The sequence below is a fragment of the Sphingomonas sp. NY01 genome (assembly GCF_038809135.1).
Classification (GTDB): Bacteria; Pseudomonadota; Alphaproteobacteria; order Sphingomonadales; family Sphingomonadaceae; genus Sphingomonas; species Sphingomonas carotinifaciens.
Map to the genome: position 1 here is coordinate 1,995,304 of NZ_CP101722.1, position 25,210 is coordinate 2,020,513.

The 25,210-nt window shown below is 63.4% G+C and carries 13 protein-coding genes and 1 tRNA gene; 5 read left to right on the forward strand and 9 right to left on the reverse strand.

Going from position 1 to position 25,210, the window contains the following annotated elements:
* The first annotated feature begins 17 nt into the window (after window positions 1-17).
* Window positions 18-2,315, forward strand: coding sequence for a hypothetical protein (locus NPJ82_RS09785; protein WP_342657222.1), 2,298 nt, complete (start codon window positions 18-20; stop codon window positions 2,313-2,315).
* Window positions 2,312-8,635: an AAA domain-containing protein gene (locus tag NPJ82_RS09790; RefSeq protein ID WP_342657223.1), complete on the forward strand. Its 6,324-nt coding sequence runs from the start codon at window positions 2,312-2,314 to the stop codon at window positions 8,633-8,635. Before NPJ82_RS09785 ends, NPJ82_RS09790 begins: the two co-directional genes overlap by 4 nt.
* Here the strand turns inward: NPJ82_RS09790 and NPJ82_RS09795 are convergent.
* The 6 genes from NPJ82_RS09795 to NPJ82_RS09820 form a co-directional block, all read right to left on the reverse strand.
* Window positions 8,622-9,320, reverse strand: coding sequence for a hypothetical protein (locus tag NPJ82_RS09795; protein WP_342657224.1), 699 nt, complete (start codon window positions 9,318-9,320; stop codon window positions 8,622-8,624). The genes NPJ82_RS09790 and NPJ82_RS09795 overlap by 14 nt on opposite strands.
* Window positions 9,317-12,592 (reverse strand): hypothetical protein, encoded by a 3,276-nt coding sequence (locus tag NPJ82_RS09800; protein WP_342657225.1) that lies wholly within the window; start codon window positions 12,590-12,592, stop codon window positions 9,317-9,319. Before NPJ82_RS09800 ends, NPJ82_RS09795 begins: the two co-directional genes overlap by 4 nt.
* Window positions 12,589-13,467: a hypothetical protein gene (locus NPJ82_RS09805; protein ID WP_342657226.1), complete on the reverse strand. Its 879-nt coding sequence runs from the start codon at window positions 13,465-13,467 to the stop codon at window positions 12,589-12,591. The genes NPJ82_RS09800 and NPJ82_RS09805 overlap by 4 nt, the downstream gene beginning before the upstream one ends.
* Window positions 13,464-15,827, reverse strand: coding sequence for a DEAD/DEAH box helicase (locus NPJ82_RS09810; protein WP_342657227.1), 2,364 nt, complete (start codon window positions 15,825-15,827; stop codon window positions 13,464-13,466). Before NPJ82_RS09810 ends, NPJ82_RS09805 begins: the two co-directional genes overlap by 4 nt.
* Window positions 15,828-16,280: 453 nt before the next feature.
* Window positions 16,281-17,360, reverse strand: coding sequence for a recombinase family protein (locus NPJ82_RS09815; protein WP_342657228.1), 1,080 nt, complete (start codon window positions 17,358-17,360; stop codon window positions 16,281-16,283).
* A gap of 148 nt (window positions 17,361-17,508) precedes the next feature.
* Window positions 17,509-17,808, reverse strand: coding sequence for a hypothetical protein (locus NPJ82_RS09820; protein WP_342657229.1), 300 nt, complete (start codon window positions 17,806-17,808; stop codon window positions 17,509-17,511).
* Window positions 17,809-18,221: 413 nt separating this feature from the next.
* Here NPJ82_RS09820 and NPJ82_RS09825 point away from each other — a divergent pair, with 413 nt between their 5' ends.
* Entirely contained in the window at window positions 18,222-19,520 is a 1,299-nt protein-coding gene (locus NPJ82_RS09825; protein WP_342657230.1) for an AAA family ATPase, read from the forward strand.
* Between the two features lie 463 nt (window positions 19,521-19,983).
* The gene (locus NPJ82_RS09830) at window positions 19,984-21,603 is read left to right on the forward strand and encodes a recombinase family protein (protein WP_342657231.1); all 1,620 of its coding nucleotides are present in this window, start codon (window positions 19,984-19,986) and stop codon (window positions 21,601-21,603) included.
* Here the strand turns inward: NPJ82_RS09830 and NPJ82_RS09835 are convergent.
* Together NPJ82_RS09835 and NPJ82_RS09840 are read right to left on the reverse strand one after the other, a co-directional pair.
* Window positions 21,569-21,642: transfer RNA gene (locus NPJ82_RS09835), tRNA-Gly, on the reverse strand. The genes NPJ82_RS09830 and NPJ82_RS09835 overlap by 35 nt on opposite strands.
* Before the next feature lie 149 nt (window positions 21,643-21,791).
* On the reverse strand, window positions 21,792-22,517 hold the full coding sequence (locus NPJ82_RS09840) for an SDR family oxidoreductase (RefSeq protein ID WP_342657232.1): 726 nt from the start codon (window positions 22,515-22,517) through the stop codon (window positions 21,792-21,794).
* A gap of 145 nt (window positions 22,518-22,662) precedes the next feature.
* Here NPJ82_RS09840 and NPJ82_RS09845 point away from each other — a divergent pair, with 145 nt between their 5' ends.
* Window positions 22,663-23,559 carry an AraC family transcriptional regulator gene (locus tag NPJ82_RS09845; RefSeq protein WP_342657233.1) on the forward strand — a complete coding sequence of 299 codons (897 nt, stop codon included), beginning with the start codon at window positions 22,663-22,665 and terminating at the stop codon, window positions 23,557-23,559.
* A gap of 29 nt (window positions 23,560-23,588) precedes the next feature.
* Here NPJ82_RS09845 and NPJ82_RS09850 read toward each other — a convergent pair whose 3' ends face one another.
* On the reverse strand, window positions 23,589-25,079 hold the full coding sequence (locus NPJ82_RS09850; protein WP_342657234.1) for a hypothetical protein: 1,491 nt from the start codon (window positions 25,077-25,079) through the stop codon (window positions 23,589-23,591).
* Window positions 25,080-25,210: the final 131 nt, after the last annotated feature.

Below are 25,210 nucleotides of genomic sequence, written 5' to 3' on the forward strand. Positions count from 1 at the left end.
GCGCGTGAGGGGGAAGAATGGCATCAGGCTTAAGCGGCTCGACGATCAAATCCTGGTTTCAATATCGCTGCGAACGCAAGACGCGATACGAAATTATGGACCCGTCCGAACTCGCCGCGGTGCCCGTGGCGAGGGATCAGCGCGAGCAGCCCTGGGCAGCGCTGGGCGTCGATTATGAGAACCGTGTCGTCGCGCGCCTTGCGCGCGACACGCGGGTTTTGCGGCCGGGACACGGCGAGGAAAGCTTGCCCGAGCGCCAGGCGATCGCCTTTCTGAAAGGCCAGGGCAGCGCGACCTATGCCGCACAGGTCAATTTGCGCCCACGTGGTCTGCCGGCCTTTGTCGGTGGCGTTGATATCAAGCTGCGCCGCTCGTTCGCCGACCTCGTCCGCCGTGACGTGCAAGACGGTCAACTCATTTTCACCGTGATCGACGTCAAGGCGACGCGCGCCGCGCGCGCGTTCCACAAGACACAGGTTGCCTTCTACGTCCTGCTGCTGCGCGCGATGCTTACAGAACTTGGTGTTCAGGCGAGTGTCGCTGCAATGGGCGAGATCTGGCGTATCCCGGATGACGGCGATGCCGAAAGCGATCGCTGGATCGTCGAGGCGTTCGCGCTCAACCCCTACCTGCGCCTGGTCGAGGATTTTTGCCGCTCGACACTTCCAGCGATTGCAGCAAAAATCGTTGTGCCCGGCCGCGATGACACTTTCTTCCACGTCTACTTCAAATGCGAGCAATGCGCCTATTTGCCGCACTGCATCGAGGCGGTCGGGCCACGTCGCACGCCGTATGTTCGCGATGTCTCGGCGGTCGCCGGACTCAGCCATGAAGCCAAGCGCACACTGCAATCGATTGGGGTCGGCACAGTTGCCGGCCTCGCCGAACTTGGGGCGGGGATAGGGCGAATCGATGGCGCGGGCTGGTCGCTGTCGCGCCGTGCCGACCAACTGGTCGCACGGGCACGCGCATTGCGCGACGACGCGGCCCTGCCCGGTACCGACCCACACACCTTCCTGATGCCGCCCCGCGCCGATGCCGCCATTTATCTGATCGCCGATAATGATCCGGTCGACGATACGCTGGTGACGCTTGGCTATCGCTATGTCGATGATGGGGGCAACCGGGAGCATATCGAGGTGCTCCCGACCGGTGACCGGGCTGCCGAGGCAAATGCGCTCGTGTCAGTATTTGGTCGGCTGGTTGCCGACCTTGAAGCGATTGACGCACATAACGCGGCACTTGGCGATCCGAGCGATCCGGCCAGTCGGTACGCACATATCTTTCTGTACGAGGCGACCGAGGCCCTGGCGCTGCAAAACGCGGTCAAACGCCATCTCGACGATCCCCGAGTGCGCACCGGGTTGCTCCATATGGTGCGGCTGTTCCCCCCCGACGAAGTCGTGCCCGAACCAGAGTTTCGCGGGATGCAGCATTTACCAGCAACGGCGCTGCGCAGCGTCGTCGAGCAGTTGTTCGCACTGCCCGTCACCGTATCCTATGATCTGCGGCAGGTCTCGGCGGCGCTCCATCGTGCCGGGCATATTGCCATCACTTACCAGCCAGCTGAAGGATTTGAGCGGCCATTCTCGGCGCTTCTCGCCCTGGATGTCAGCCGCCATCTGCGCGAGGGACGCGGCAAGGGTCCGGACACCGATGCCATCCGCGCCGATGTGTCCGCGCGCCTTGGCGCAACCCAAGCGATAGCCGACTGGCTGCGGGCCGAACATGGGCGGCGGGTGGAAGCAGGCCAGCCGCCCATGCTTCGGCTAAACAAGCAACCCTTCCGCTTGCAGGCGAGCTTCAACCCGCTCGATGCCGGCGACCTCGATGTGCTGCGCGCCTTTGAACTGCTCGAAAACCGTGCGGGCCTGCTCGACACGATGATCCGGCTGGCCCAGCCCAAGCGGGTGCGCCGTGACGCGGGCCGTGCGATCGGGCCGATGCGGTTGCTCAACGTGAGCGACAAGGGCAAATATAGCTATCTGCTCTTCGCCATGCCTCGCGAGTGCGAGGACGCCGACATCGCCGCCGGGACCATGGGGCTGATCCTGAGTGATGGCGATCCTGACTATGTGCTCGAGCCGCGGCTGTGGCGGACGCTCGGTTGCGATATCATGTCGCCGTGGAGCGGCGACGCCCCTAATCTGCTGCGGCTGCGCATGTTTCGGCCGAGTTTTAACGGCCCGAATTTTCAGGAGGTCAAGCGACGCGCCGGGCAGGATGGCTGGTGGCTTGACCAAAGCTTCGTCGATTTCAACTCGTCAAAGGCTGATGCCTTCCTCTCATTTCTTGGCGCGCAGGTGCAGCCATGACAACCCGCGACGACATCCTCTCCTTCCTGCGCGATCCCCAGGCGTTCGCGGCGACCGCCATCGATCACGACCTGTGGATCGAGGGGTTGACCGATTTTGCGATCCCATCGATCGCGGCCAATAAGGATCGCCCACTGCGTCCGGCACAGGACGCCGCTTGGCGAGGCTTGGCCGATCACCGCGCCGGACTCGTGCTCGGACCGCCGGGTACTGGCAAAACCCATCTATTGTCCTGGCTGATCACGGGTGATGGGGCGATCCGTTCGCACCACCAGCGCCCAGCGCGAACGCTCGTCACTGCCTTCACGAAGAACGCCGTCGGCAATGTGCTCGATGCGGTTGCCAAACGTCAGGCGGTCCATGATGCGCCAGCGCCGGCGCCGATCTTCTATGGCGCGCCGCCCGGCGGTGGGCTTTCCGCTGGCGTGCAACTGGTCGGCCGCGGCGATGAAGCCGATATCGAGCGGGCAGTCGCAAGCGGCCGGACCGTCATCGGCGCTACAATATGGTCACTCTATCGACTGATCGCGTCCGGCGTGCTCCCAGCCGTCGATGGCCCGACCGCACCCTTGTTCGATCTCATCTGCATCGATGAAGCGTCGCAGATGGTGCTCGGTCACGGGCTGATGGCGCTGGCCGGGATGGCACCCAATTGTCGCATCGTCGTCTCTGGCGACGACCAGCAATTGCCGCCGGTACGCTCAATGCGCTCGACGAAGATCGACGGCCGCGAGATGGGCAGTTCGCTCTACGCCTTCCTTAAATCCGCCAATGCCGCCGAATTTGCGCTTCAAGAGACGTTTCGGCTCAACGCGCCCCTAACGAATTTTCCTGAACGCAAATTCTATCCCGGCCGCTATCTTTCGGCTGCACCCAACGAGCGCCTCGCGCTGAAAGCCGACTGGCGCAATGATCTCGACATGTTGTCGCGCATCGCGCTCGATCCGGCACTGCCGATCGTCGTCCTCGTGCATGACGGACCTGCCGCAGCAACCTCCAACCCGTTCGAAGCCGGCCTAGCTGCAAAGTTGACGCTCGAACTGGCCGATCGCGTGACCGGTGTGGCCGGGCCGATCTCTCCAGCGGACTTTTGGTCGGAAACCGCAGCGGTCGTCAGCCCGCATCGTGCCCAGAATGCCACGATCCGCGCATTGATGCCGGCCGCGCACAAGCCAGACGCTTTTGTCGAAACCGTCGACCGCATCCAGGGCAAGGAGCGCGATGCGATCATCCTCTCCTATTGCGTCGCCGATCCCGAATTCGCGCTTGCCGAAGCAGAGTTCATCTTCTCGCCGGAGCGGCTCAACGTCGCTTCAACGCGCGCGCGCACCAAGCTCGTGCTGCTCATCAGCCGCCGCCTGCTCGAGGCCGCGCCGGCCGAGCAGGAGACGATGGACAAGGCCGAACTGCTCCGCGAGTTCGTCTATTCCTGCGGCTATGTCACCGAGACGGTACTCGACGGACCCGGCGGGCGAAAGGTCCGTACGCAGATCCGTGCGCGCGGCTTCGACGATGATCCGCTCGACCTTGACCTGACGCCCGATGCGGCAGTCGAGGTCGTGCTTCCGAACATGACCCCGGAACTGGAGGGGCTGCTCGCGGCGATCCGGCGGGTCGCAGCCGGCAGCGATTACGGCACCGCGACGCTTGCCCAGGTGCGCAAAGCGATGGCGCTTGCCCGTGAGCCGTTCGCCGCAGCGCGCATGCTCCACCTACTTGGCTGGATCTCGCTCGAGCAAGTCGACGGCAAGTTCGGGCGCTACTGGCGCGCCCGGCCGTTCGAGGCGGCGCGGCGGATTTATCCGACCGACATCGACACGGTGCGCGCGCGGATTGCGACCGTGGTGCGCGAGGCGCGCGCCGGCAAATATTGCTTCTACGATCGTGCCCGTGACCGCTTCGCTTGGATGTCGGAGCAGGAAGACGACTTGCTCTTGCCCGTTATCCAGACGCTGCAAGCCGAAGGCTTGCTGACCTTAGGCGCAGCTGGGGGTGCGATGACCATCGCCATGACGGTGGCCGCCTATGAGGCCGAGGAGCGTGAACCCGACGCACCATTGCCCAATCTGTCCGACGATGACTATCGGTTGCTGAACCGGCTCGAGGATATCGAGGCTGCCCGCATTAACTTCGCCATCTTCGACAGCTGGACCTCCATCACCACCTTGGCGCGCGATCAGTGTCGGTCTGGAGATGACGTGACCGCAGCAATGTCGCGGCTCGAAGCTCATGGCCATGTCATGCTTGCGAGCGAAGCCCGGGTGCGCAGCCGGGTCGCCGAGCTCGCTCGCGAGATCCGCCATGTTAAGCAGCGCTTTAAAACCGATGATGCGAGCGACCGGCCTTATCTGGTCCGCAACCTCAAGGTTGAACTACGCGATCGCAACAAGCCGGTGCGCAACCGCCCGCTGCGGGCCGTGTTCGACGAAGCAATTGCAGCGGCAAGCCCCGCCCAGGCGCAAGGCCTCGAAGGCCTACACCGTGCGCTTGCCGCGCAATGGGGCAACGGGGCCGCGCTTGCCGAATTCCAGCGCAAAGGTCTCATCCATGGCCTCGAAGCCTGGCGCGGTGAAGGACCATCCAGCATCGCCATCGCTGCCGATACCGGCTCGGGCAAGACGGAAGCGGCGGCGTTGCCGCTGATCGTGGGCGCGCTGGGTGATGCGCTCGACGGCATCGCCGGGGTTCGCGCGATCTTGGCCTATCCTCGCATCCGCCTCGCAGCTAATCAGGCGCAGCGCCTGGCCGGCTATCTGGCGGCCTCCGCCAGCATTCCCAATTTGCCGCTGCTTACGCTCGGTCTTCAGGTCAGCGACGTACCTGACAGCTTTGAAGCGATGCACGAGCGCTACCGCAAGGTCTGGCGTACGGCCGGCCCGAATGCGTTCGAATTTCCGTTCTTTGCCTGTCCGTCCTGCGGCCATGGCCTTCATCTGCGCGCCGGTGGCGGTCGCGATGGTGCAGACGCGCTGGTCTGCACCACGGGCGACTGGCGCTATGACGGTTGGATCGGCTCGAAGGCGCAGCTTCGCGACCGTCCCCCCTCGCTGTTTCTCCCGACCACCGACAGCCTGCACCAATGGATGCACGATCCGCGCTATGGCGCGCTGTTCGGCGACGATCCGCACTTCGCGCCGCCACGCGCGCTGCTCGCCGACGAGATCCACCTCTATACACATATTCATGGAGCGCAGGTCGGCATGGCGTTGCGACGTCTTGCTGCGCGCGCCGGGACTGGCGACCGGGCGATGGTGGCGATCGGGATGAGCGCGACAATCTCCGACCCCGGGGAGGCCTGGGGCCGGCTGATTGGACGGAGCGATGTCCGCACGATCAGGCCCGACCTCGAAGAGCTCGAAGCCAATCCGCGCGGTCGCGAAGTCTTCTATTTTATCCAGCCTGAAGTGGAATCACGCGGCGCAGATATCGCCGGGGCCTCTACCACCATTCAGAGCCTGATGTGCATTGGCCATGGTATGCGCCGGCGCACCGGCAATGACGGCGGCTACCGCAGCCTCGTCTTCTTCGATTCCATCGACAAGATGCGAAGGCTCCACGGCGCCTATTCCGATGCCGAGGAAGGCAAGGAACTCGCCGCATTGCGTATCTCGGACTATGGCGACGATCCGACCGGCCAGGTCCAAACGCAGTGCTGCCAAGAGCCGATCGGCTGCGATCGCTTCGCCGATGGCGAATGCTGGTGGTTTGCAGCCAACGACCCGCGCCAATGCGGAGCGAACGGGCGCCGCGTGGCAGGCAGTCCACTTCGCGTCGCGCGTTCGCCAATCTATTCGGGCACAAGCAGCGACGCTGAAGCTATCGTCAAGGGCTCCGACATCGTCTTCGCGACCTCCTCGCTGGAAGTCGGCTATGACGATCCAGACATCACACTCGTCTATCAACATTATGCGCCACAGAATTTAGCAAGCTTCATCCAGCGCAAGGGCCGCGGCGGACGCAGCATCAACGATCGGCCCACAACGGCTGTGACATTGTCTATCTATTCGCCGCGCGACAGTTGGTGGTTCCGGCGCCCCGCAGAGATGATCGCGCCCTCGGGCTTTCGCATTCCGCTTAACCCGGACAATTTTTTCGTGCGCCGCGGACAGGCGCTAGCAGCATTGCTCGATGGCATCTCGCGCGAAGTGGCACGGGGCGTTATTGTCGATCTCGACCGCGGTGTCTCGCCAGTGGTGCTTGCCCAGGCCGGATCGTTGGTCGAGGCGGTCCTCGGGCCGAATATCTGGGGTGAGTTGGGCGTCAGTGATGCTTCGACCTTTTGGAGGGCGGCGATCGCCGCGCAGCCACGAGCAGGCGGTCGATTCCTCAATGAGGTGCGTCGGAATTTCCGCTGGGCCCCCGACCTGCTCTTCGACACGATCAATCTGCCGTCGCTTGACGTCACTGGACCTAATGTGAACGGCGGGGGGGGAGAGGATATCGGCCTCGCCCTTACGACGATCGCTCCGGGCAATGCGACACGACGCTACAATGGCTCGGTGGTACATTGGCGGCCGCCCGTCGATGGCCACGCGCCCTGGCTCGCGCCAGACGATTATGCGAGCGCGCTGCGCCAAGCCCTGCGCAGCGACACTGCCGCACTTTTGTCAGAACTCCCTCTGGAAGTGCGTGCCAGTCTCGCCGGCCTCCACGAGCATCTCTGCCGACCGACTGTCGCAACGCTCCAGCAGGTCGGCTGGATGGCCGGTGCGCACTGGACGCCTGAACTTGGCTTCGACGGCAATCGCGATCCGGCAATAGTCCCGCTCGATTCGCAGGCCATGCCGCTGCGTCACGACAGCAATGCCAGCTTGCGTGGGTTCCTGCTTGTCCAGGCCGATCCCGCGGGCGCGCAACGGTTCGAAGACCAAACCCTCTCCGGTTTCATGCAGATCGACGCCCATGTTGGGGACGGGATCACCGGCAGTGCCTCGGGGCTCGAGGTCGCGCGGGTGTTCTGGGGCGCTGATGCGGAACTCAAATTCGACAGCAGGGGCGTCGACCCGCTGGGAATCTCACAAATCTTCACTGATCCGGTGACCGCGCGGCCGTTGCTGCACGGCTATCAGGTGCTGACCGAGGGGTTACGCTTCAAAGTCGATGAAGCGGCACTGTCAGGCTTCGTCGAACAGGTTCAGGCAGATTTCGCCAATGACGAAGGGCGGGGGCGCTGGCATGAGGCGCAGTTCCTTCGCTATCTCATCGAAAGTCGCAGCCGTGGCGCTGGCATCGCTGGCTACGATGCCCGGCTTGGAGCCGACATCATCGCGGCCGCTGCCAACCATTCAGCCTTCGCCTTACAATTGCGGCGGCTCGCACGTTTCTGGTCACCGGCGGCGCTCGCGACCTTGTTCGAGGATGTGCGCCAGCAACTGCTGAGCCAGCATCCGCTGATGACAGTTACCCGCGTAGCGCGTGCTGCCGCCAAACTCGGTGACGACATCTTCCACACGGTCTTGAGCCAAGCATTAAAGGAGGTTCGCGATCCCGAGGCGATGGCCGCCTATCTCCACTCAACCGTTCTCCACGCGCTGACCCTGCGCCTGAAGTTATTGGTCACACAGGTTGGTCAGGGCGACGAACGGCAATTGCTGGCTCATGCCCGGCTCCCGCTCCAGTTCAGGGCCGACGCCGATTCCTGCATCACGATCTGCGAAGCCGGTGCCCATGGCGACGGCACTATTCGCGGGGTCATCGACAATTGGCCGGGCCTGGGCGATCTCGTCGCGGCCGGCTACCTCGGTGCCTGTCCGAACGCCGACGAGGATGCGATGGTGCGCGTCTTCTGGGCGATGCCCGAACGGCATGACGCCTGGCGACTGCTCGATCCACGTGACGCCACACAGCTTGGCCTGATCGCTCGTGAAATCGCGGAGGCTGGAGGTACTGGCGCGGGCGACCGGCTACCACCCGTCCTCACCCGTATCCTGTTCGCCCAGGAGGCGGTCGAAGCTGAGCCATTCACGCTCTTCGAGATCGCCGCCGATATCGAACAGGTGCGCGAGCGCATCTTCGGACCCGTCGCGCGCCCAGTTCAGGCATGGGAACTCGCCTCCGCCGCGGTCGATGCGGCGACCAGCGGAGTTGCGCCTGTGCTTGCCCGCTTGCTGGGCGCCTATGCGGCGCTCGACCCGACCGCCGCCGGATCACTATCGCCCGAAGCGCGTCTCGCCGAACAGGTGTTCCGCGTGTCGGCGCCGCTTTGCGCCGATGGTTGCCGTAGCTGCGTCCACCAATCGAGCGACCTGATGGGTGACAGTCTGGTCCAAGCCAGCGTCAGCCGATCGCTGCTCCAGGAATTTCTTGCTAGCGTGTCGTGATCTTGAGCCGATCGAGCGCGGCATGTTCGGCGAGCCAGGCCTGAACCTTCGGCGTAACCATGGCGAGCGTCGCACGCTTGTCGGCGAGCGCGTTGATAAACTCGCCAACCTCATCCTCGCCGATCTCCGCGGCGCGTTCGGCCTGAAGCGCGTCATATTCACTCGACAGCGTGGTGACTGATGCGTGGAGTTCGGTCGCCGAACTGGCATTGGTCGACGCGATGCCCTTGCGCCCGCAGGCCATCAAACGCGGCCCAAGGTTATTGGCAACGTTCATCGAAGCGAGCAACTCGCCCAGGCCGACCAGCGGCTGGAACCGCTCATTGGCAAGGACGCGCCAATGTTCGCGCAGCGAGCGCTCCAAACTGGCGATCGCGCGGATCAGGTCATTGCTATATTCGTCGACCGCCGCGCGGAGCGCCACCGCGTCCTCGGCAGTTTCGAGCGCCTCGCCGACCGATTGCGCACAGTCGATCATCTCGTCGAGAATCTCGTGCTGCTGGGTGGGCTTGCCATAATTGATGAGGTCGGCGGTCTCGATCAGTGCGGTCATGCGCTGGATCTGGTGCCCGGCCGTGCGCAATTCGGTAATTGCTTTGGTCAGGCGCTCGCCGAGCATCCGGCGCGATACTGCGTCGGGCAGTTGCTCAAGCAGAGCCTCGGCTTCGAGAAGCGCATCACTCATTGACCGGTCTCCGTTTGACCGATCGGCGGGACCGCCGCCCGCAGCGCCGTGCCGACCGCTTTGACCTCGCTCAGCGAGCCACTGCCGCCGGCTTCCCGGACGCAGTCCAGCGCATGATTACGCAGCTCCCCGACCGCGCGTTCGCCGGTCTGTGCGACCGTCAAGATTTCCTCGAGATCGCGCGCGGGCTGCTGAGCGAGCCACGCCAGCCGCAGAAGGAGCTTAGCCGGAAGTTCTTCTTCCTCGAGCGTGAAGATGAGCGTCTCGGTCCGCGTGCCGGCGCCTTCGGCGAGACGCGCCTTCAAGCGCTGGTGCGCCTGCCGCCAAGCCTGGACCTTGTCCGCAGCAGCGCCCGGCAATTGCTCGGCAATGCCGGTGATGCACCGATCGAGCCGATCGAGATGGGTAGCAATGTCCTTGCCGCGCAGGAGCGCGGAAAGCGTCTCGCTGCGGCCCTTGATCTGCCCGAACTCGGTTCGTTCAATATGGTTGCGCTTCTCATTCCAGCTGTGGGCCAGATCGCGCGCACGCTTGTAGAGGTCTGGTACGGATCCGCCTTCGACGGGCACCGGATCGCAGCGTCCGGTCTCTCCCATCCGGATGATCGCCCCGACCAGTTCGCTTGAATCAATTAACGCGCTGCCCCCGCCGGTGCCTTTCTCACTATCGGTGAGGTTGAGACTGATCATCGCACGCAACTCGATGCGCAGTTTTTCGTGAAATCCCTTGGTCGAGGTCAGCCATTCCTGCCAGGGCGCGCTCCGCGCTGAGAAATCGCTTTCGGAAAGGCCTTCGTCGCTGAGGATGGCGCGCAACTGATCGGTGACCGGTGCGGTGACGCTGGTGACGCCCCGCAGGAAGGCCCGCGCGAGCAGGATCTGCCCGAAGGTCGCGACGTGCGACCAGCGCGTCCCGTCCTCGAGTTGAGGAATCTTGCGATCGAGATGATGCGCCAGATTGACCGACAGGCGCCGCATCATCGTAGCGAGGCTGCGCCGGTGATATTCGGCGTCGGCCAAGGACATCTTGGCATCCTGGCGGAGCGAGATGAAAGCCTCAAGGCCATTGCGCGCCCAGGCCTCGGCGGGAAGCACGAAGTAGTCGAGTTGGCGCGTCGCCGTGCCGTGAAGCTTCACCATGTCGGGCGAAATTAGCTTCTTGAACAAGGGTGAGGGCACGCCCAAGGCCCGGCTGTCGATGTCGTCAATCAGCAGCGCCAGGATATCATTCCACTTGCTGCCATTCTGGATCGGAGTATCCGGCGACCAGCTTCGGATTTCGCCGCGCCGTTGCTCAAGCTCGCTCTTGGTCGGCATCAGCCGTTTGGGCTTCGGCACCGAAACAACCGGACGGGCAGAGCCGACGGCGTTGACAGAATTGGGCTTGGGAGCCTCCTCGTCGGCATCGTCTTCTGTCGAGGTCGGAAGGATCGGCTGGACGGTGATGATTGGAGTCGGCGCCGCTGGTGACACGCTGCCGGCCTCATCCGTTCCGATCCAAGGCAGGCCAAATGCTTCATACACCGCGCGGCTCGTGCCGGCGAAGGCAAGGCCCTCACCGTCGCCGGTCGTGTCAGCGCGATCGGGGTTCGCCCAATAGGCCAGCATACGGCGCATGCGGGCACGCTCCTCGGGAGCGTCGATCCTGTTGTCGACTATCTGTTTCAGGCGCGGCGCCAAGGCAAGGTCGGCGCGGCGATCGGTCCGGAAAGCATCGGGTTCGATGAAGCTGCCCGGATAGGTGCCCGCGCCAAGGCTGTCGGGCTGCAGCAGATTGGGATTGAGGATCGCTTGGAGAATGCCGCGCGGCGTCTTCCAAGTCTGGCCGTTGTCGTTCTCCTTGAGCGCTTCGTAGAAGCGATCGAAGGCATGCGGCGTGAACGGAAACAGCCCGACGCCGCCTTCCTCGCCGAAGATTTCGAAACAGGCATCCTGCCGCGGGCAAACGATGCAGCGGTTCGGCGGCGGTGCCTCATGCCCCTCACGCGCATCGGCCAACCAGCCGTTGAGTGTAGCCGGCCCCGCGCGCACTGCTGCCAGATAGCGCACCGCGAACTGTCGGCGCGTCTCGCCCTCGCGCAAGGTCGCCACATCCTGCAAACCGTCGGTTGCCTGGCCCAAGCGCACTTCATGGGTGATACGCTGGCGGTAATTGCCCTGCAGCTTGTCATAATAAGCCGGGGTGACACCTACGACCGAAATAAGCGGGCACACTGCCTGTTCTTCGGCATGGCCGCGCGCAGCCGCGTTGAACACCAGCACGTCGATCAGACTATCGTCGAGGCCTTCCCAACTGGTGATGTCCTCGAGCAGCAACACGAGTCGCTGCTTTCGGCCGGCGAGCGCCTCGCGCACTTGCCGGAACAGGGTCTTGAGGCCCTGCGCCGAAATCCCCAGAACATTCTGAATCGCGTCGTTGCGACGCAGGTTTAGCGCGTTGATCAGCGCGATGCTGGTCGGAAATTTATCGCGGTGCTCTTCGGCCAGTTCCTCGGCCAGCCACTGCTGGTCGCGAAACGCCCGGATTGTGTCGGCCTCGCGCTCCAGGCGACGCGCCAGGTCGTGGCTGTGCGCGATCGCAGCTTGGCCGCGCAGTGGCGGGCACAGATCGCCCAGTTCCTGTATATCGAACAGATCGAACGAGGCCGTCGCCGAATTGCGGCCACCGCCTGCGCCCTCAAGCAGATCGAGAATGCGTGACGGCGCCGTCCATCCGGCCTTGATCGCGGGATGGGCAAGCAATTCGGCGGGGCAGAAGCTCTTGCACCACGCTTCGTCGGGCAGCGCCCGATCGAAATGGCCGGGCTCAAGCGTATTGGCCAGCGTGCTCAAGAAGATGTTGGCGCGGCCGCGCGAGGAGGTGTTCTGTCGCTGACCCAGATTGTCGAACAGCGGGGCAAATTCGGGCGGCAGGCGCTCGCGTAACTGACGCAGCGCGCCTTCGAGGCTTCCATCGGCGCGCCGGAGCAGCAGCTTGATGTCACTAGCGTGCGGCCAGTTGACCGATAGCCAGCGGATGAGATGCGATTTGCCCGATCCCGGCTCTCCCTGGACGACGCAGAAAGCGTGGTCACGACCTACATCCGCCAAGGTGTCGAGCACGGCCTGCTCGTTATTACCCTTGAACTCCGCGGCATCGCGTCCAGCGACGTCAAACCCTTCAATCGGGGTATGGGTGGCGAGGAAGATCGCGTCATCGCCCTCAAGCGCTTCAGTCACGAAGATCGCGCGCGCGTCCTCGCCGCGCCAGCAGGCGGTGAGCGGTGCGTTCATGACGCACTCCTGGGGAAGACGATTACGGTGGTGAAGGCGTCAATTCCGTGCGACGCATCCTCGCTCAACCGCACGCGATCGGCGGAATCGCCGCTCGGCACCAAACGCAGGCTCTGGTCGTCGTGAAGATCGCGCAGTGAAGCGCTCAGCAATGGCGACAGGCGGTTCGTGGGCGCTGGATGACCGATTCGCTGGCAGGCTTGGACGAACAAGCGACCACGGTCGAGATAGGGCATTCGCCGGGCTAGCAGTGCAACGAATTCAGCGGCCGACATGGGCGATCCCGCCGCGATCTCGGCGCGCTGGAGTTCGCGCAAAATTCGTATTGCTGGGGAAGGAAAATTCGGGGCGGACCGCTCGGTCGGCATCGGCAAGCCCAAACCAAGAAAGGCGAGCCAACGTCGCCAAGCGACGGCCTTAGTCGAGTTCATGTCCTTGCCATTGAGCCCCGCATTCGCCATTTCGGCAAATTCCTCGCGCCCGGCTTGATATATCCACTCCACGCCATTCTGCCGGTCGCTCTCGGCAATTATCCACGCATAGCCTTCGAGGATCACCGCATCGCCGTCGCCGCTGGCAAGCGCAATCAGTCGGTCATGGACCAGATCGGCGAAGCCGGCAAAGCTGCCGGGAAGCGTGGCGCGGAGACCGACCTGATCGCGTGCGCCGTCCACCAAGGCCAAGCTCAGTGCAGCATTATGCGCATCCGAAGCCAGGGTCGTCTTGGCCTTGATCTCCGCGCCGTCGCGCTCGAACCCCGGGTTAAGCAGCGCGTCATAGGTCGCGCGCTTCGACGTGCCGCCGAGCGCGGCGAGTCCGGCAACCAGCGACCACACGCGCTCCGGCGTGCCTTGTGGACTGGACAGTAACGTCATGCTTCATCCTTGATTCCGGCGAGGCCGGGAAGTTGGGCTTCGGCATAGGGTGCGTATCGAGACACCGTCTGATCGAGGCGCCGGCCGCGCACGATGCGTTCGGGGCGCGCGACGATCAGCAGCGGCGAGGAACAGCGGGCGCGAAACTCACCAGCCCGATCCATCATAATCTCGGCGGCAAGCACATCATCCGGCAATAATAGGGCAGTCGGCACATCGGCCAATCGATTATCTCCCAGCCACTCCCGTTCATCAAGCACGAGGCCCAGTCGTGTTTCCGCGTGAACCATATGCGCGGCGGTCCGGCCCGCCAATCCATGTGGCACGACAATCTGATCGATACCGGAGCGGGTCAGTGTTTCGACAAGACTGGCCAATCCATCTTCGAACTGCGGGTCGATTGGCGCGACGAGCAGGGTTTCACGCGGCAGCGCGGTGCGCCACGCTCCCGGCGTCGACCAGCACCGCTCAAGGCCGGCCGCGACTAGATGGGTGGGCGGCGTGATGCCGGTCTTGCGGCATGAGGGGCATCGGCCACAGGCCGGCGCGTAGGACTGCGGTTCGATGATCTCGAAGGCGGTTCGGGTGATGCAGGCCTTGGTCGGATGGCGCATCAGCTTGACGAAAGCGTCGAGATCGGCCCGGGCATCGGCCAGTTCGCCATCGCGCAGATCGCTGACTTTCTGCCACACCGCGTCATCGACGCCAGTGAGCACGCGGGCGTCGAGGATTTCGATCATCCAGGCAAATTCGGGCTGGTCGCCGTTTATTGGCATCGACAGCACACGCAACACGCCAGCACGCTGCATCAGTGTCAGCAAGGTCATGTTCCAGCCGCGATTCCAGTCGCCAGCACGAGGCCGCAATCCTTCGCGGAAGGCATCGAGATCAATCGTCATTTGCAGGCGATCGCCGACATATTTTCTGGCGGTCGCTGCTGCGAGCAGACCGGCCCAGCGTTGCTCGGCAAGATCCCGCGTCAGCCAGCCCGACGTGGCAAGCCCATAGGCCTGCTTTACATCACTGTCGGCTGGACCGTCGACGAACAGACAGGCGGCAAGTCCTTGGCCATTGTCGCGTGAAGCGCGTCCGATCTCCTGATACCAGCGCGCCGGCCCTTCGGGCAGGCAGGCATGGATGACCGAACGGACATCGGCCTTGTCGATGCCCATGCCGAAAGCTGAGGTGGCGACCACGACGTCGATTTGATCGGCCGCCCATTGGTCGACGATCCGGCGGCGATCCTGCGCGCCCGTGTCGCCGGTGAACAGCGCGACGCGGCAATAGCCGTGGTCGCTGTCCTGGAGTCGGGCATGAATTGCGGCAGCGTCGGCGATCTGCGTTGTGTAGATGATCGCCGGGCGAGGTGCCCGGTCGATCAGAAAATCGAGCGCCGCGTCGCGCTGGCTCTCCCAGTCATAATGCGCGACGACAACGTCATGCTCATAGCGCGGGAGCCGCGCATCGACCTCGAGCCAGTCACCATCGAGTTCCCAGGCGCTTCGGAGCACAGTGCGCGCGCTTTTGGGGAGCGTTGCCGACAAGAGGACCGCTCGGATTGCAGGATTCACTTGGCGCAATCGACCGAGCAACGCCGGTAGCCGCTGGAAATCGGGACGAAAGCCGCGCCCCCAACTCTCGACGATATGCGCCTCGTCGACGAAGATATGGGTCAGGCGCGCCTCAAGCCCAAACTCAAGCGAGGCTGGCGTCGCGGCCTCGACAAGATGGTCGAGCAACCCGGGGCTAAGCGCCTTTTCTGGCGAGAGCAGGAGAAGGGGAATAGCGCCACGGCGGAAGCCGTTGATGATTACTTCGGCCTCGGCGAACGGCGTGTCGCCAGTCAGTGCCTTGCTCGCTTCGAGGCCGCGCATGCCTGATAGCGTGCGCTCATGATCTAGCGCTAGCGCGACCGTCGGCGTGATCACGATGGCGCAGGCGCCAGCCTCAGTCTCACGCTCGAAATTGGCGGCGATCTGGAACAACAGGCTTTTGCCCGCCCCGGTCGGCATGCTCACCATCAACCCCGATCCCGGCGGCTGGGTCAGCAGCGCGCGGGTCGCGGCCTTTTGAGCGACCGTACGATAGCATTGATGCTGGCTTAGGCGGAGCAAAACCCCATCGGGTGAGGCCGGCTCATAGGCATGGCGCGGCGCGGAATCGAAGCGAAGCGCGGCCTGGCATCCGTCGAGGCCCGGCTGGTCTTCTTCATCGACGATGCGCACCGCCGTATCGGAATTGGTGCGTGCGAGACCGAATCTGCCAAGCAGCGCAAAATCATCGAGCGTGAGCGGGGCTGGGAGCCGATCAAGGTCAAGACGGCCGCCCTTCAATCGGATTAACGAGCGCAACAACGCCATTCGGTCAGCAGAGGTGGTCGTTGCGGCAAGCGCTCGCAGACAGCGGTCGATCGAGCGCGCGACCCAACTCGCGTCGCCGTCCTCCCAATCCCTACTGTCCAATGCCGCAATAGATGCCAATGCGATTCGCTCCCCCGTCATTTATCTGACGCGAAATCCGGTCTTTTCGCCAATAGAAAAATAGGGTTTTTTGGCGTCTCGCCATGAAACGGGCTGCATTGCGCGCCGTGGTCAAACTCGCGACGCTCAAAGCCATGGCGACCGTCGGGCCTACAGGCCCAGTTCCCGCCGTGCGGCGGCACCTGAACCAACTACCGGTTTCGGAAAGCACCGAAAACGCGGCTAACGTCTCCCTCTGGTCACAAGCGCCGCTCCAGATAGTAAGCCGGTAATCATTCCTTCCAAATTGATGGCGGGTTCGTGCGATACCGCATCAATGCATTAGCAGCGGCGCTACTGACCGGCCGCATCCTTCGGGACGTCAAAAGGCAAGGCCATCTGGCCATCAATGCCGACAGCACCTTCAATTGGCAGCGTTCCGCCATCACCTCCGCCAACAACGCTGGTGTCGTCAGAGCCATGCGGAGCCGGTTTGCCTCGCCGCGGTTGCATATCGCTGCTGAGGACCGCGGGCGCCTTCTTGGAGAGTTGCGGGGTTCCTTCGGCAACGCCCGGTTGCGCCCTATCGTCAGGCGAGGCGGGCGCTGGGACGTCGACATCGCGCATCTCATCGCCGGTTGGCACGGTTTCGGCGCGATAGAGATCCGCCTTCAGGGGACCGACCAGAGATGGAAGATCGGGGAGGAAGGGTTCGGCAACCTCCCGACCGACGTCGGGTGTGGCCGACCGAGGAGAAAGGCAGTCGGAACCATGAGAGACCGGATCGGTGGCAGCGTTTTCCGCGCCGTCGCCGAGTGGAGCTTCGAACCGGTGGCGGCGATCAGCGGCGATCGGACCGCTAGAAGATAGGTAACGCTTGACTGTAGAAAGGCTGATGCCGAAGTGTTTCGCGGTATCCAGCAGGCTGGCGTCGTTTTCCTTGCGCCAGGCGCGTACCTCGGCAGCGTCGCGGGCGGGTGGACGCCCGAGGCTTTTGGCCCCATTCTGCGTCGTTCCATCGGTATCAAGCTGTTTGCGCGCCAGTTCTCGCCCTGCCGCGGTTCGCTCCCGAATGATGGCACGTTCCATCTCGGCGATCTGGGCAAGGATGGCGACGATCAGATCGCCGACGCTTCCTGAGATGACGCCCAAACCTTTGACGTCGAGCGCCACTCCCTTCTCGCGCAACAGGCGTACCGTCTGCTGAATGTCGATGGCGTCACGACCGAGACGGTCAATGGCGTAGACATACAGCGTGTCCGCCTCCCGGACATACGCCATCATTTCGGCGAAGCCGTCCCGATCCCGGGCGAGCACGTGACCGCCAACTCCCTCGTCTTTGAATTCCTTGTCGAACGGACCGGCCATCGCGCTGCGCTGAGCTTCGATCGACTGCGTGCTTGTCGAAACACGGTAATATGCAATTCTCGCCACTCTTTTCCTCCAGGGTCAAATCCTACCCTGATCGTTTCGAGCTTGGCTCAAATCCTCTTTCCCTAACTTCCGGACGTTGCTCAAGCGTCCTGAAACGCACTGTCCAAAAGGTGGACCTTTTGGACAGTGCGTTTCAGATTGCCGTGCTTCAGCGGCCGCCAATTGTAACCATTGGCTCGTTCCCAATTCTCGCGCGGCGCTCCGCCTCATACTTTCTCATCATGGTTTCGAACTCGAATGTTCCGACGCGTTCGGCCGAGATGCCGAATGCGCGTGCGGTCCGGGCGCGGCTGGCCTTGTTATCATCGATCCAACGGCAGACGGCCTCTCGGAGCGCGTCGTTGACGTACTGGCGGGCCTGACGAAGATCGGCATCGACCTGCTTTGCATTCAGTCTCATTTTTCCTCCAAAGGTTAGTTCCTCTTTGGAAGATTCGAGCTTTCCCACACGCATCGCGCCTTCTGCGCTTTCCGTCGTCGAAGCAGTGCTGCCGGATTGAGATGCTTGCCTGCGCGGACTTCGCCGCACTCAGCATCCTGGATGCTGCCGTCCAGTGCGAGAATTCCCGGATGGCGGGCATACGGCCAATGTCCGCATGATCGATACCGCCGCAGACGAAACATGTTCGCGAAGGGTTTTTGCCCAGTACGGTCGGTGGGGGTGGCGTCGTTGTGCAGTCCGAACTGCTCACCGCCTCCACCCCCACCTCCCTTTACATGGGAATGAAAACTTAACAATTCGTTAACGTGCGGATCGATTTGCGACGAGCCGTTAAAAGGCGCGCTGGTTGGTGAAGACACGTCATCCGCTTTTTAACCGAAGGAGAATAGTCCCGCCTAGGAAAGCGGGAGAATGAGAATATGACCGATGAGAGCTGGACGATCCGTGCGCGGGAGGGGCATTATCGCGCCGTTGACGCCGCTTCGTATGACTACTCGATGGACTATGCCATCAACGGCCTGATGCCGGCGACCGGAGCAACCATTTGGTTCGGTGCCGGATCGACCGGCAAGACCCAGCTCCTTCTCTGGATGGCCGCGCATATGGCCGCTGTCGGCAATGCTGTCCCAGACCAATGGCTGGGGGCAGACATATGCGTTCGCGGAAACATCCTCGTGCTGACGGCCGAGGACCTCCGCGAGCACCTCCTTCAACGCATCAGCGCGATTTCCCGGCAAATGGTGAAGGAACTGGGTGGCACCCAGGAGGACGCGGCGGCCATCTGCGGCCGCATCCACGTGATGGCGTTCCTCAGCATGACGGACATCGAGTTCCCCGAACCGAACGCCTGTCTGTTCGAGCGCGGTCCAGGCGGTCGCTGGCAACCCAGTCCGGTCCTCGAGGGGGTCGAAGGCTTTCTCGAGGACTGGAACGCTCGCGTCGAGGAGGAAGGCCGACCGCATGACCGGATCGTCGGCGTCATCCTCGATTCTGCCGTATCCATGGCGGGCTTCGAACTGGCGAATTCGGAAGCGACGACGAACTTCCTTTTCTATCTGAACCGCCTGTCTCGGCGACAGAAAATGTTCTGGGCGGTGATCGGTCACACGCCCAAGGACGCCGCGAAGCGGGCAGATGACGCCGCGATCGAGCGACTACGTGGATCTGCGATGTGGTCGACCACACCGAGGACGGTCGTCGAAGTCCGCCTCGCCGGTGACGCAGAGGACATGAGCAGCGTCCGGGCAGCAATCCCCGATCTCGGGGACCGAGACATCGTCATCGTGCAGGTCGCCAAAGCCAATTCCGAGGGTGCGGACCTCACGCCCCGTGCTTTGCTGCGTCGCAAAGACGGAGCCTACGACAACATCACGTCGACCTACCCCGAGATGTTCGGCAAGACGCCGACCCGCCGCGGCGCGAAGGCCCATACGCCGGAGCTTCGCAAGGCGATGTTAGCCCTGCTAGAAGGTCTGACGGCCGGTGCACCCGGTAAGCCGCTGTCCCGAGACGACGTAAGGACGGCGTTTATGGCAGCGCAGGCTGATAATCCCATCCTCGGTACGATTGGTGATGTCGCTGACTCCCAGTCCGCGAAGTCGGCAGGCACGCTCGCCTACGAACTGTCCGCGATGAAGAAGGACGGGCTGATCGATATCAGCGCAGGCAAGATCAAGATAATCCGGGGCGTGACACCTCTGACAGAGGTAGCTGCCTGATCATCCGATGCCGGCCAGGCCGTAAAGCCTGTGTCCGGCGGCAACCGCTGTCGGTTGTCGTCGGAGGGCAAGATCGTCTGCTCGCCTTCCGGATGAAGTCTCAACCCTGGCCAGCTTGTGCATGCGCAAGCTGGCTATTTTTCTGCTCGGTACAGGAATGACGGTCGAGCGGCGTCATGCCCGTACCGAGTAAGATGCGCAGATTGGAAGGTCAGGATTGCCGTGGGTGCAATTTCACCCCGGAGGAAAATTTGGAATATCACGATCTTTCCGATCGTATCGGAGTGGCGACCTTTCAACGACAGTCCACGAGCGCGGCGTTGAGTGCTGTCGCAGTCGAAGGACAGGATGCATCGCGATCCGATACAACAGGTCCAGAACCCGAACTCGAGACCTTCGTCCGAGCTTGGGCACGCTTGGCCGCCGTGCGCGACCTGCGGGCGACCGGCCGGAGCCGGTCGGAATGAGAACGGTCATCTACGCTCGCTTCTCCAGCCAGTTGCAGAACAGCCGGTCGATCGAAGACCAGATCGCCATCTGCCGGGAGCGTGCCGATCACGAAGGCTGGACCGTCGTCGAGATCTTCACCGACTATGCGATCAGCGGCGCCGCCGGAATCACCGAGGAGCAGCGACCGGGCGTCGCCGCCATGCTGGCACGGGTAAGGCAAGGCGACATCGACCAGGTGCTCACCGAATCCACCGACCGAATCGCGCGACACCAGGGTGACAGCTACCACATCCGGGAGCAGCTCGAATATCACAACACCCGGCTGTTCACTCTGACGGACGGGGTCATCACCGAAATCAACGGCGCCATCAAGGGCCTGATGGACTCGCAGTTCCGCAAGGAACTCGGCGCCAAGATCAAGCGCGGCCAGCGTGGTACCGTGGCCAGCGGTCGCTCGCCGGCCGGCCTCGCCTATGGCTACCGGACAGCCAACCAGATGGATGCCCGTGGCCGTCCGATCCGGGGTCTGCGCGAGATCGACGAGGAGCAGGCCGAGGTCATCCGCCGCATCTTCCGCGAGTTCGCCCGCGGTCTGGCTGCACGGACGATCGCCGCCGGGCTCAATGCGGACGGCATCAAGGGGCCTCGTGGATCGCATTGGCGAGCTTCAACGATCAACGGTGACGGGCGACGTGGTAACGGCATCCTGCGCAACGAACTCTATGTCGGCCGGCTGGTCCACAACCGCACCAGCAAGGTGCCCGAGCCAGTTTCCCGAACCGTCCGCATCCGCGTCAACGTCGTCGAGGACCGGGTCGTCCATTCGGTCCCCCACCTCCGCATCATCGACGACGAGACCTGGGAGGCGGTTCAGGCGCGGCGGCGGTCCTATCATGGCGTCAAGCTGCACCGAACCGTCCGTCCGCGTCGGATGCTATCGGGTCTAGGCGTCTGCGGTCTGTGCGGCGAGGGCTGGATCGTCATCGGGACCGAGCGATGGGGCTGCACCAAGCACAAGTCGGACGGCAGTTGCACCAACAACCGGCAAATCACGACCGAACATTACGAGCGTCGGGTGCTGGCTGCCTTACGCCAGCGGATGCTCGACCCGGCGTTGGTCGAGGTCTTCGTCCGCGAGTACCACGCTGAATATGCCCGCCGTGCCGCCGACAGCCGCCGGGACGAAGCGCGTCTTCGGAAGCGCCTGACGGCCGCACAGGGACAGGTGAAGCGCTTGGTCGCCGCCATCGCTGCTGGCGGTCAGGAGTTCGCAGACATTCGCGAGGCGCTCGCCGAAGCCCGGGCCGAGCAGGACGCCGCCGAACGCGCCCTCGCCGAGCTGGAGGCAATGCCCGTCGTCGCGCTGCACCCCACGGTCGCCGCTGACTATCGCGCGCAGGTCGAACGGCTGAACGAAGCGCTCGCCGATCCCGAAGCCCGGCTGGAGGCAATCCCGGCGCTGCGCGAACTGATCGATCGCATCGTCCTCACACCCAATCCGGACGGGCGCGGTGTGCTGCTGGAGGTCGAGGGACGGTTAGCCGCGATCATCGATCTTGCCAGCGGCAAGTCGGCTCTGGAGGAACGGCTGTTTGTTATGGAGCGGGTGAAGGGAATCGAACCCTCGTCGTAAGCTTGGGAAGCTTCTGCTCTACCATTGAGCTACACCCGCGGATCAGCGGAAGATCGCTGATCGGAACGCTTGCGCAATTCCGGCCTGCCGGCTCCGTGCCACGTTTCGGGCGGTATCGTCAACATGGATAACACCGAACGCGACGCAAGCACGCGCCAGCCGGAAAATGACTGGCGCATGTGCCGGGCTTACATGTCCGCCGCCGTCGGCCGCACAATCACCTCATTGATGTCGACGCCGTCGGGTTGTTCCAGGGCGTAGCGGACGGCGCGTGCGATGGCGTCCGGGGTCAAGGCCTTTTGCCGCCACCCCTGCAAGGCCTTGGCGACATCGGGATCGGTGATGTCATGCCCGAGTTCGGTCGCGACGACGCCCGGCGAGATCAGGGTGGAGCGGATTTCGTCATGCTCCTGCCGCAACCCCTCGGTAATCGCGCGCACCGCGTGCTTGGTGCCGCAATAGACCGCTGCGGTTGGCAGCACGACATGCGCCGCCACCGATGCGACGTTGACGACATGCCCGGATTTCTGCGCGACGAAGCGGGGCAATACCGCCGCGATCCCGTTAAGTACCCCGTGGATGTTGACGTCGATCATCCGCTTCCACTCATCGCGCTTCAGCGCCGCCAGCGGCGACAGCGGCATGACGCCCGCGTTGTTCACCAGCACGTCGACCCGCCCGAAATGCGCCTCCGCCGCCATGACGAAGGCATCGAAATCGGCGCCGTCAGTCACATCCAGTTCCCGCCACGCGACCGTCTCGCCGAGTTCCTCCGCCAGTGCCTTCAGCCGGTCGCCACGGCGTGCACCGATGAAGAGCCTGGCGCCGGTAGAGGCGAGTTCGCGCACCGTCGCCTCGCCGATACCGCTCGATGCGCCGGTGACCAGCACGACCTTGTCCATGTTCCGCGTCATGATGCTTCCTTCCATAAAGGTGACGCTGCACATGGTGCGGTGGCCGCGAGAAGCGGTAGAGCGATCGTCCAGACTGATTGCCCGATCCTCCAGAACCGATACAAAGCCGCTTGCAGGCGCGGCGGGCCTCGCCGATCACAGGGCGATGGATAACGTCGTCGAACTTGCCCGGATCATCGACCGTCATGTCGTTGGATCAGGTATTTGCACCACGATCATGCCGCATGTCTCGCTGATCCGCGCCGATCAGCCGAGCATGCCGACTCCCGCAGTGTACGAGGCTTCGCTTTGCCTGATTGCACAAGGGTCGAAGCGCGTGTCGATCGGCGAACACAGCGTCGTCTATGATGCCGCCCATTATCTGCTCGTCTCGGTCGATCTGCCGCTGGTCGGCCATGTCATCGATGCCAGCCCCGACGCGCCCTATCTTTGCTGCAAGATCGATCTCGACACCGCGATCCTCGCCGACCTGATGGTGGCGGAGGGCGGCAGGATCGCCGATGCCGACCTCCCGGTACTCGGTGTATATCCCAGCGACCCCGACCTGATCGACGCCGCCTGCCGGCTCGTCCGGCTGCTCGACCGGCCGGACACGATCCATGCCCTTGCGCCACTGATCGAGCGCGAAATCCTGTACCGCCTGCTGGTCGGCCCGCATGGGTCGATGCTTCGCCGCGTCGCGACCGCGGGCAGTCATCTCAATCAGGTAAGCCGCGCGATCGCCGCGATCCGCCGCCGCTTCGACGATCAGATCCGCATCGAGGACGTGGCCGCAGAAGCAGGCATGAGCCCGTCCTCGCTCTATGCCCATTTCAAGGCGATCACGCGCATGACGCCGCTCGAATTTCAAAAGCAGCTGCGGTTACAGGAGGCGCGTCGCCTGATGCTCGCCGACGGTGCGACCGCCGGCACCGCGGGCTACGCCGTCGGTTACGAAAGTCCATCGCAGTTCAGCCGCGAATATCGCCGCCTGTTCGGCGCCCCGCCGCGGCAGGACGTTGCACGCCTTCAATCCGCGCCCGCCGCCGGTATGGCACTATAGGTAGGGGACGGCAGCGCGCCCCCCCACGGTCAGGACAGCTTTGCGCGCAGGGATAAGCCGCTGGAACGCTGCCGTGCCATGTCCTTGGCGGCGCGCAGGCCCAGATAGAGCAGGACCACGCCCAGTTCCGGTGTCAGCATCTCGGCGAACGGACGCCGATCGCTGATGACCAGCAAGGGGAAGCACATCAGGAAGACGACCAGGGCCGCGACATGGGCCGGAAATTCCCGCCGGTCACCGCCGTAGCGATAGATGACATAGGGCATCCAGCGACCGATGGCGTGACTGACGCACAGCAGCGCACCGACGGGTCCGGTGGGCAGCAGCAGCGCATAGCCCAATGTCCGCTCGACCTGCAGCACCAGCATCGGCACGAAGCGCATGCTCGGTTGCAAGGCGTTGAACCACACGAAGGTGGCGCGCGTAACCCCGATCAGCAGCATGGCGAACAGCCAGTTCCGCGCGAACATCCGCAGGTCGGCGATCATGCCGCCGCTGCCGTCGACGCCGATTTGGCCCAAAGTTTCCACCCCGGCGCCAAGCCCGGCCAACACCAGTCCGAACGTCCATGCCCATCCCGGCCGGAAGTTCTTGCTGTAACGAGCGAATTCGGGGCTGACGACCGGCTTTGCCTCTTTCGCCAGGCCGACGCGATCATTGTCGAAATAGCCGATCTCATAAACTGCGAAGAACGCCAGCAGATAGAAGCCCAGCGCCACCGAAAATGGCAGGATCGCCGGGCTGAACAGCGCAAAGGCCAGCCACAACACGGCATAGTCATAGCCGAGCAGGCCGTTCAGCAGGTAATTCTCCTTCGGGCGCTTCACCTTGGAGGTGTAGGCGAGCGGGATCATCGGGGTCAGTCCGGCCTGTTCGTACACGGCCTCGGGCCAGCGGACGTAGAAGCCATGTGCGCAGGCGTTGCAAAGATCCTGATCGACGAAATTGTCGGTGACGACGATGCTCTGCGTCAGGGCGTCGGTGCCGATTGCGCGTTGCAGGGCACAGCCCTTGCCGATCGCGCGCAGGCGCGGCGCATCCCGCAGGGACGAGGCGACGACGACCTCCATCTTGGGGTCGATGGCCGCTGCTAAAGGCTTTACGATGAAATCGAAGCCGTAGGTGGCGACGATGATGCGGTCCGGGCAAATGGCGGCGATGTCGCGCAACAGGCTTGCGTTCAGGTAGGCGGGCCCGATTCGTGCAGCATGTTTACGCCATGCCAGGATGCTCCATGGCGAGACGAGTACCACCGCCCAGATGCGGATCCAGTCCCGATAATAATCGGGATTATCGCGCGAGATGAGCCGCCACGGCTTCAACATCCCCAGGATCTGCATGACGATGGCAACAATGACCGAAGGGCGCGCGAAGCGGATGAACTCTTCGGTGGAATTCCTCAGCCACAATGTCTCGTCGAAATCGAGTACCGCAAAGGTCGGCTGGAAATCGACCTCCTGAAGGCGTTGCGCAAGATCGGACTCGTCCGTCCAATCGGGTACGATAGCCGGCTTTGCCATGATCGACTCTCTTTGAAGCGCGAAGGAGATCCGGCCACTTCAGTCCGGACACAAAAGCACAATAGCCGATCCTGTTGCACCGCTTCACCGATCAGGCAACCTTGAAGCAAAGCCTGGAAATGTTTTGTAAC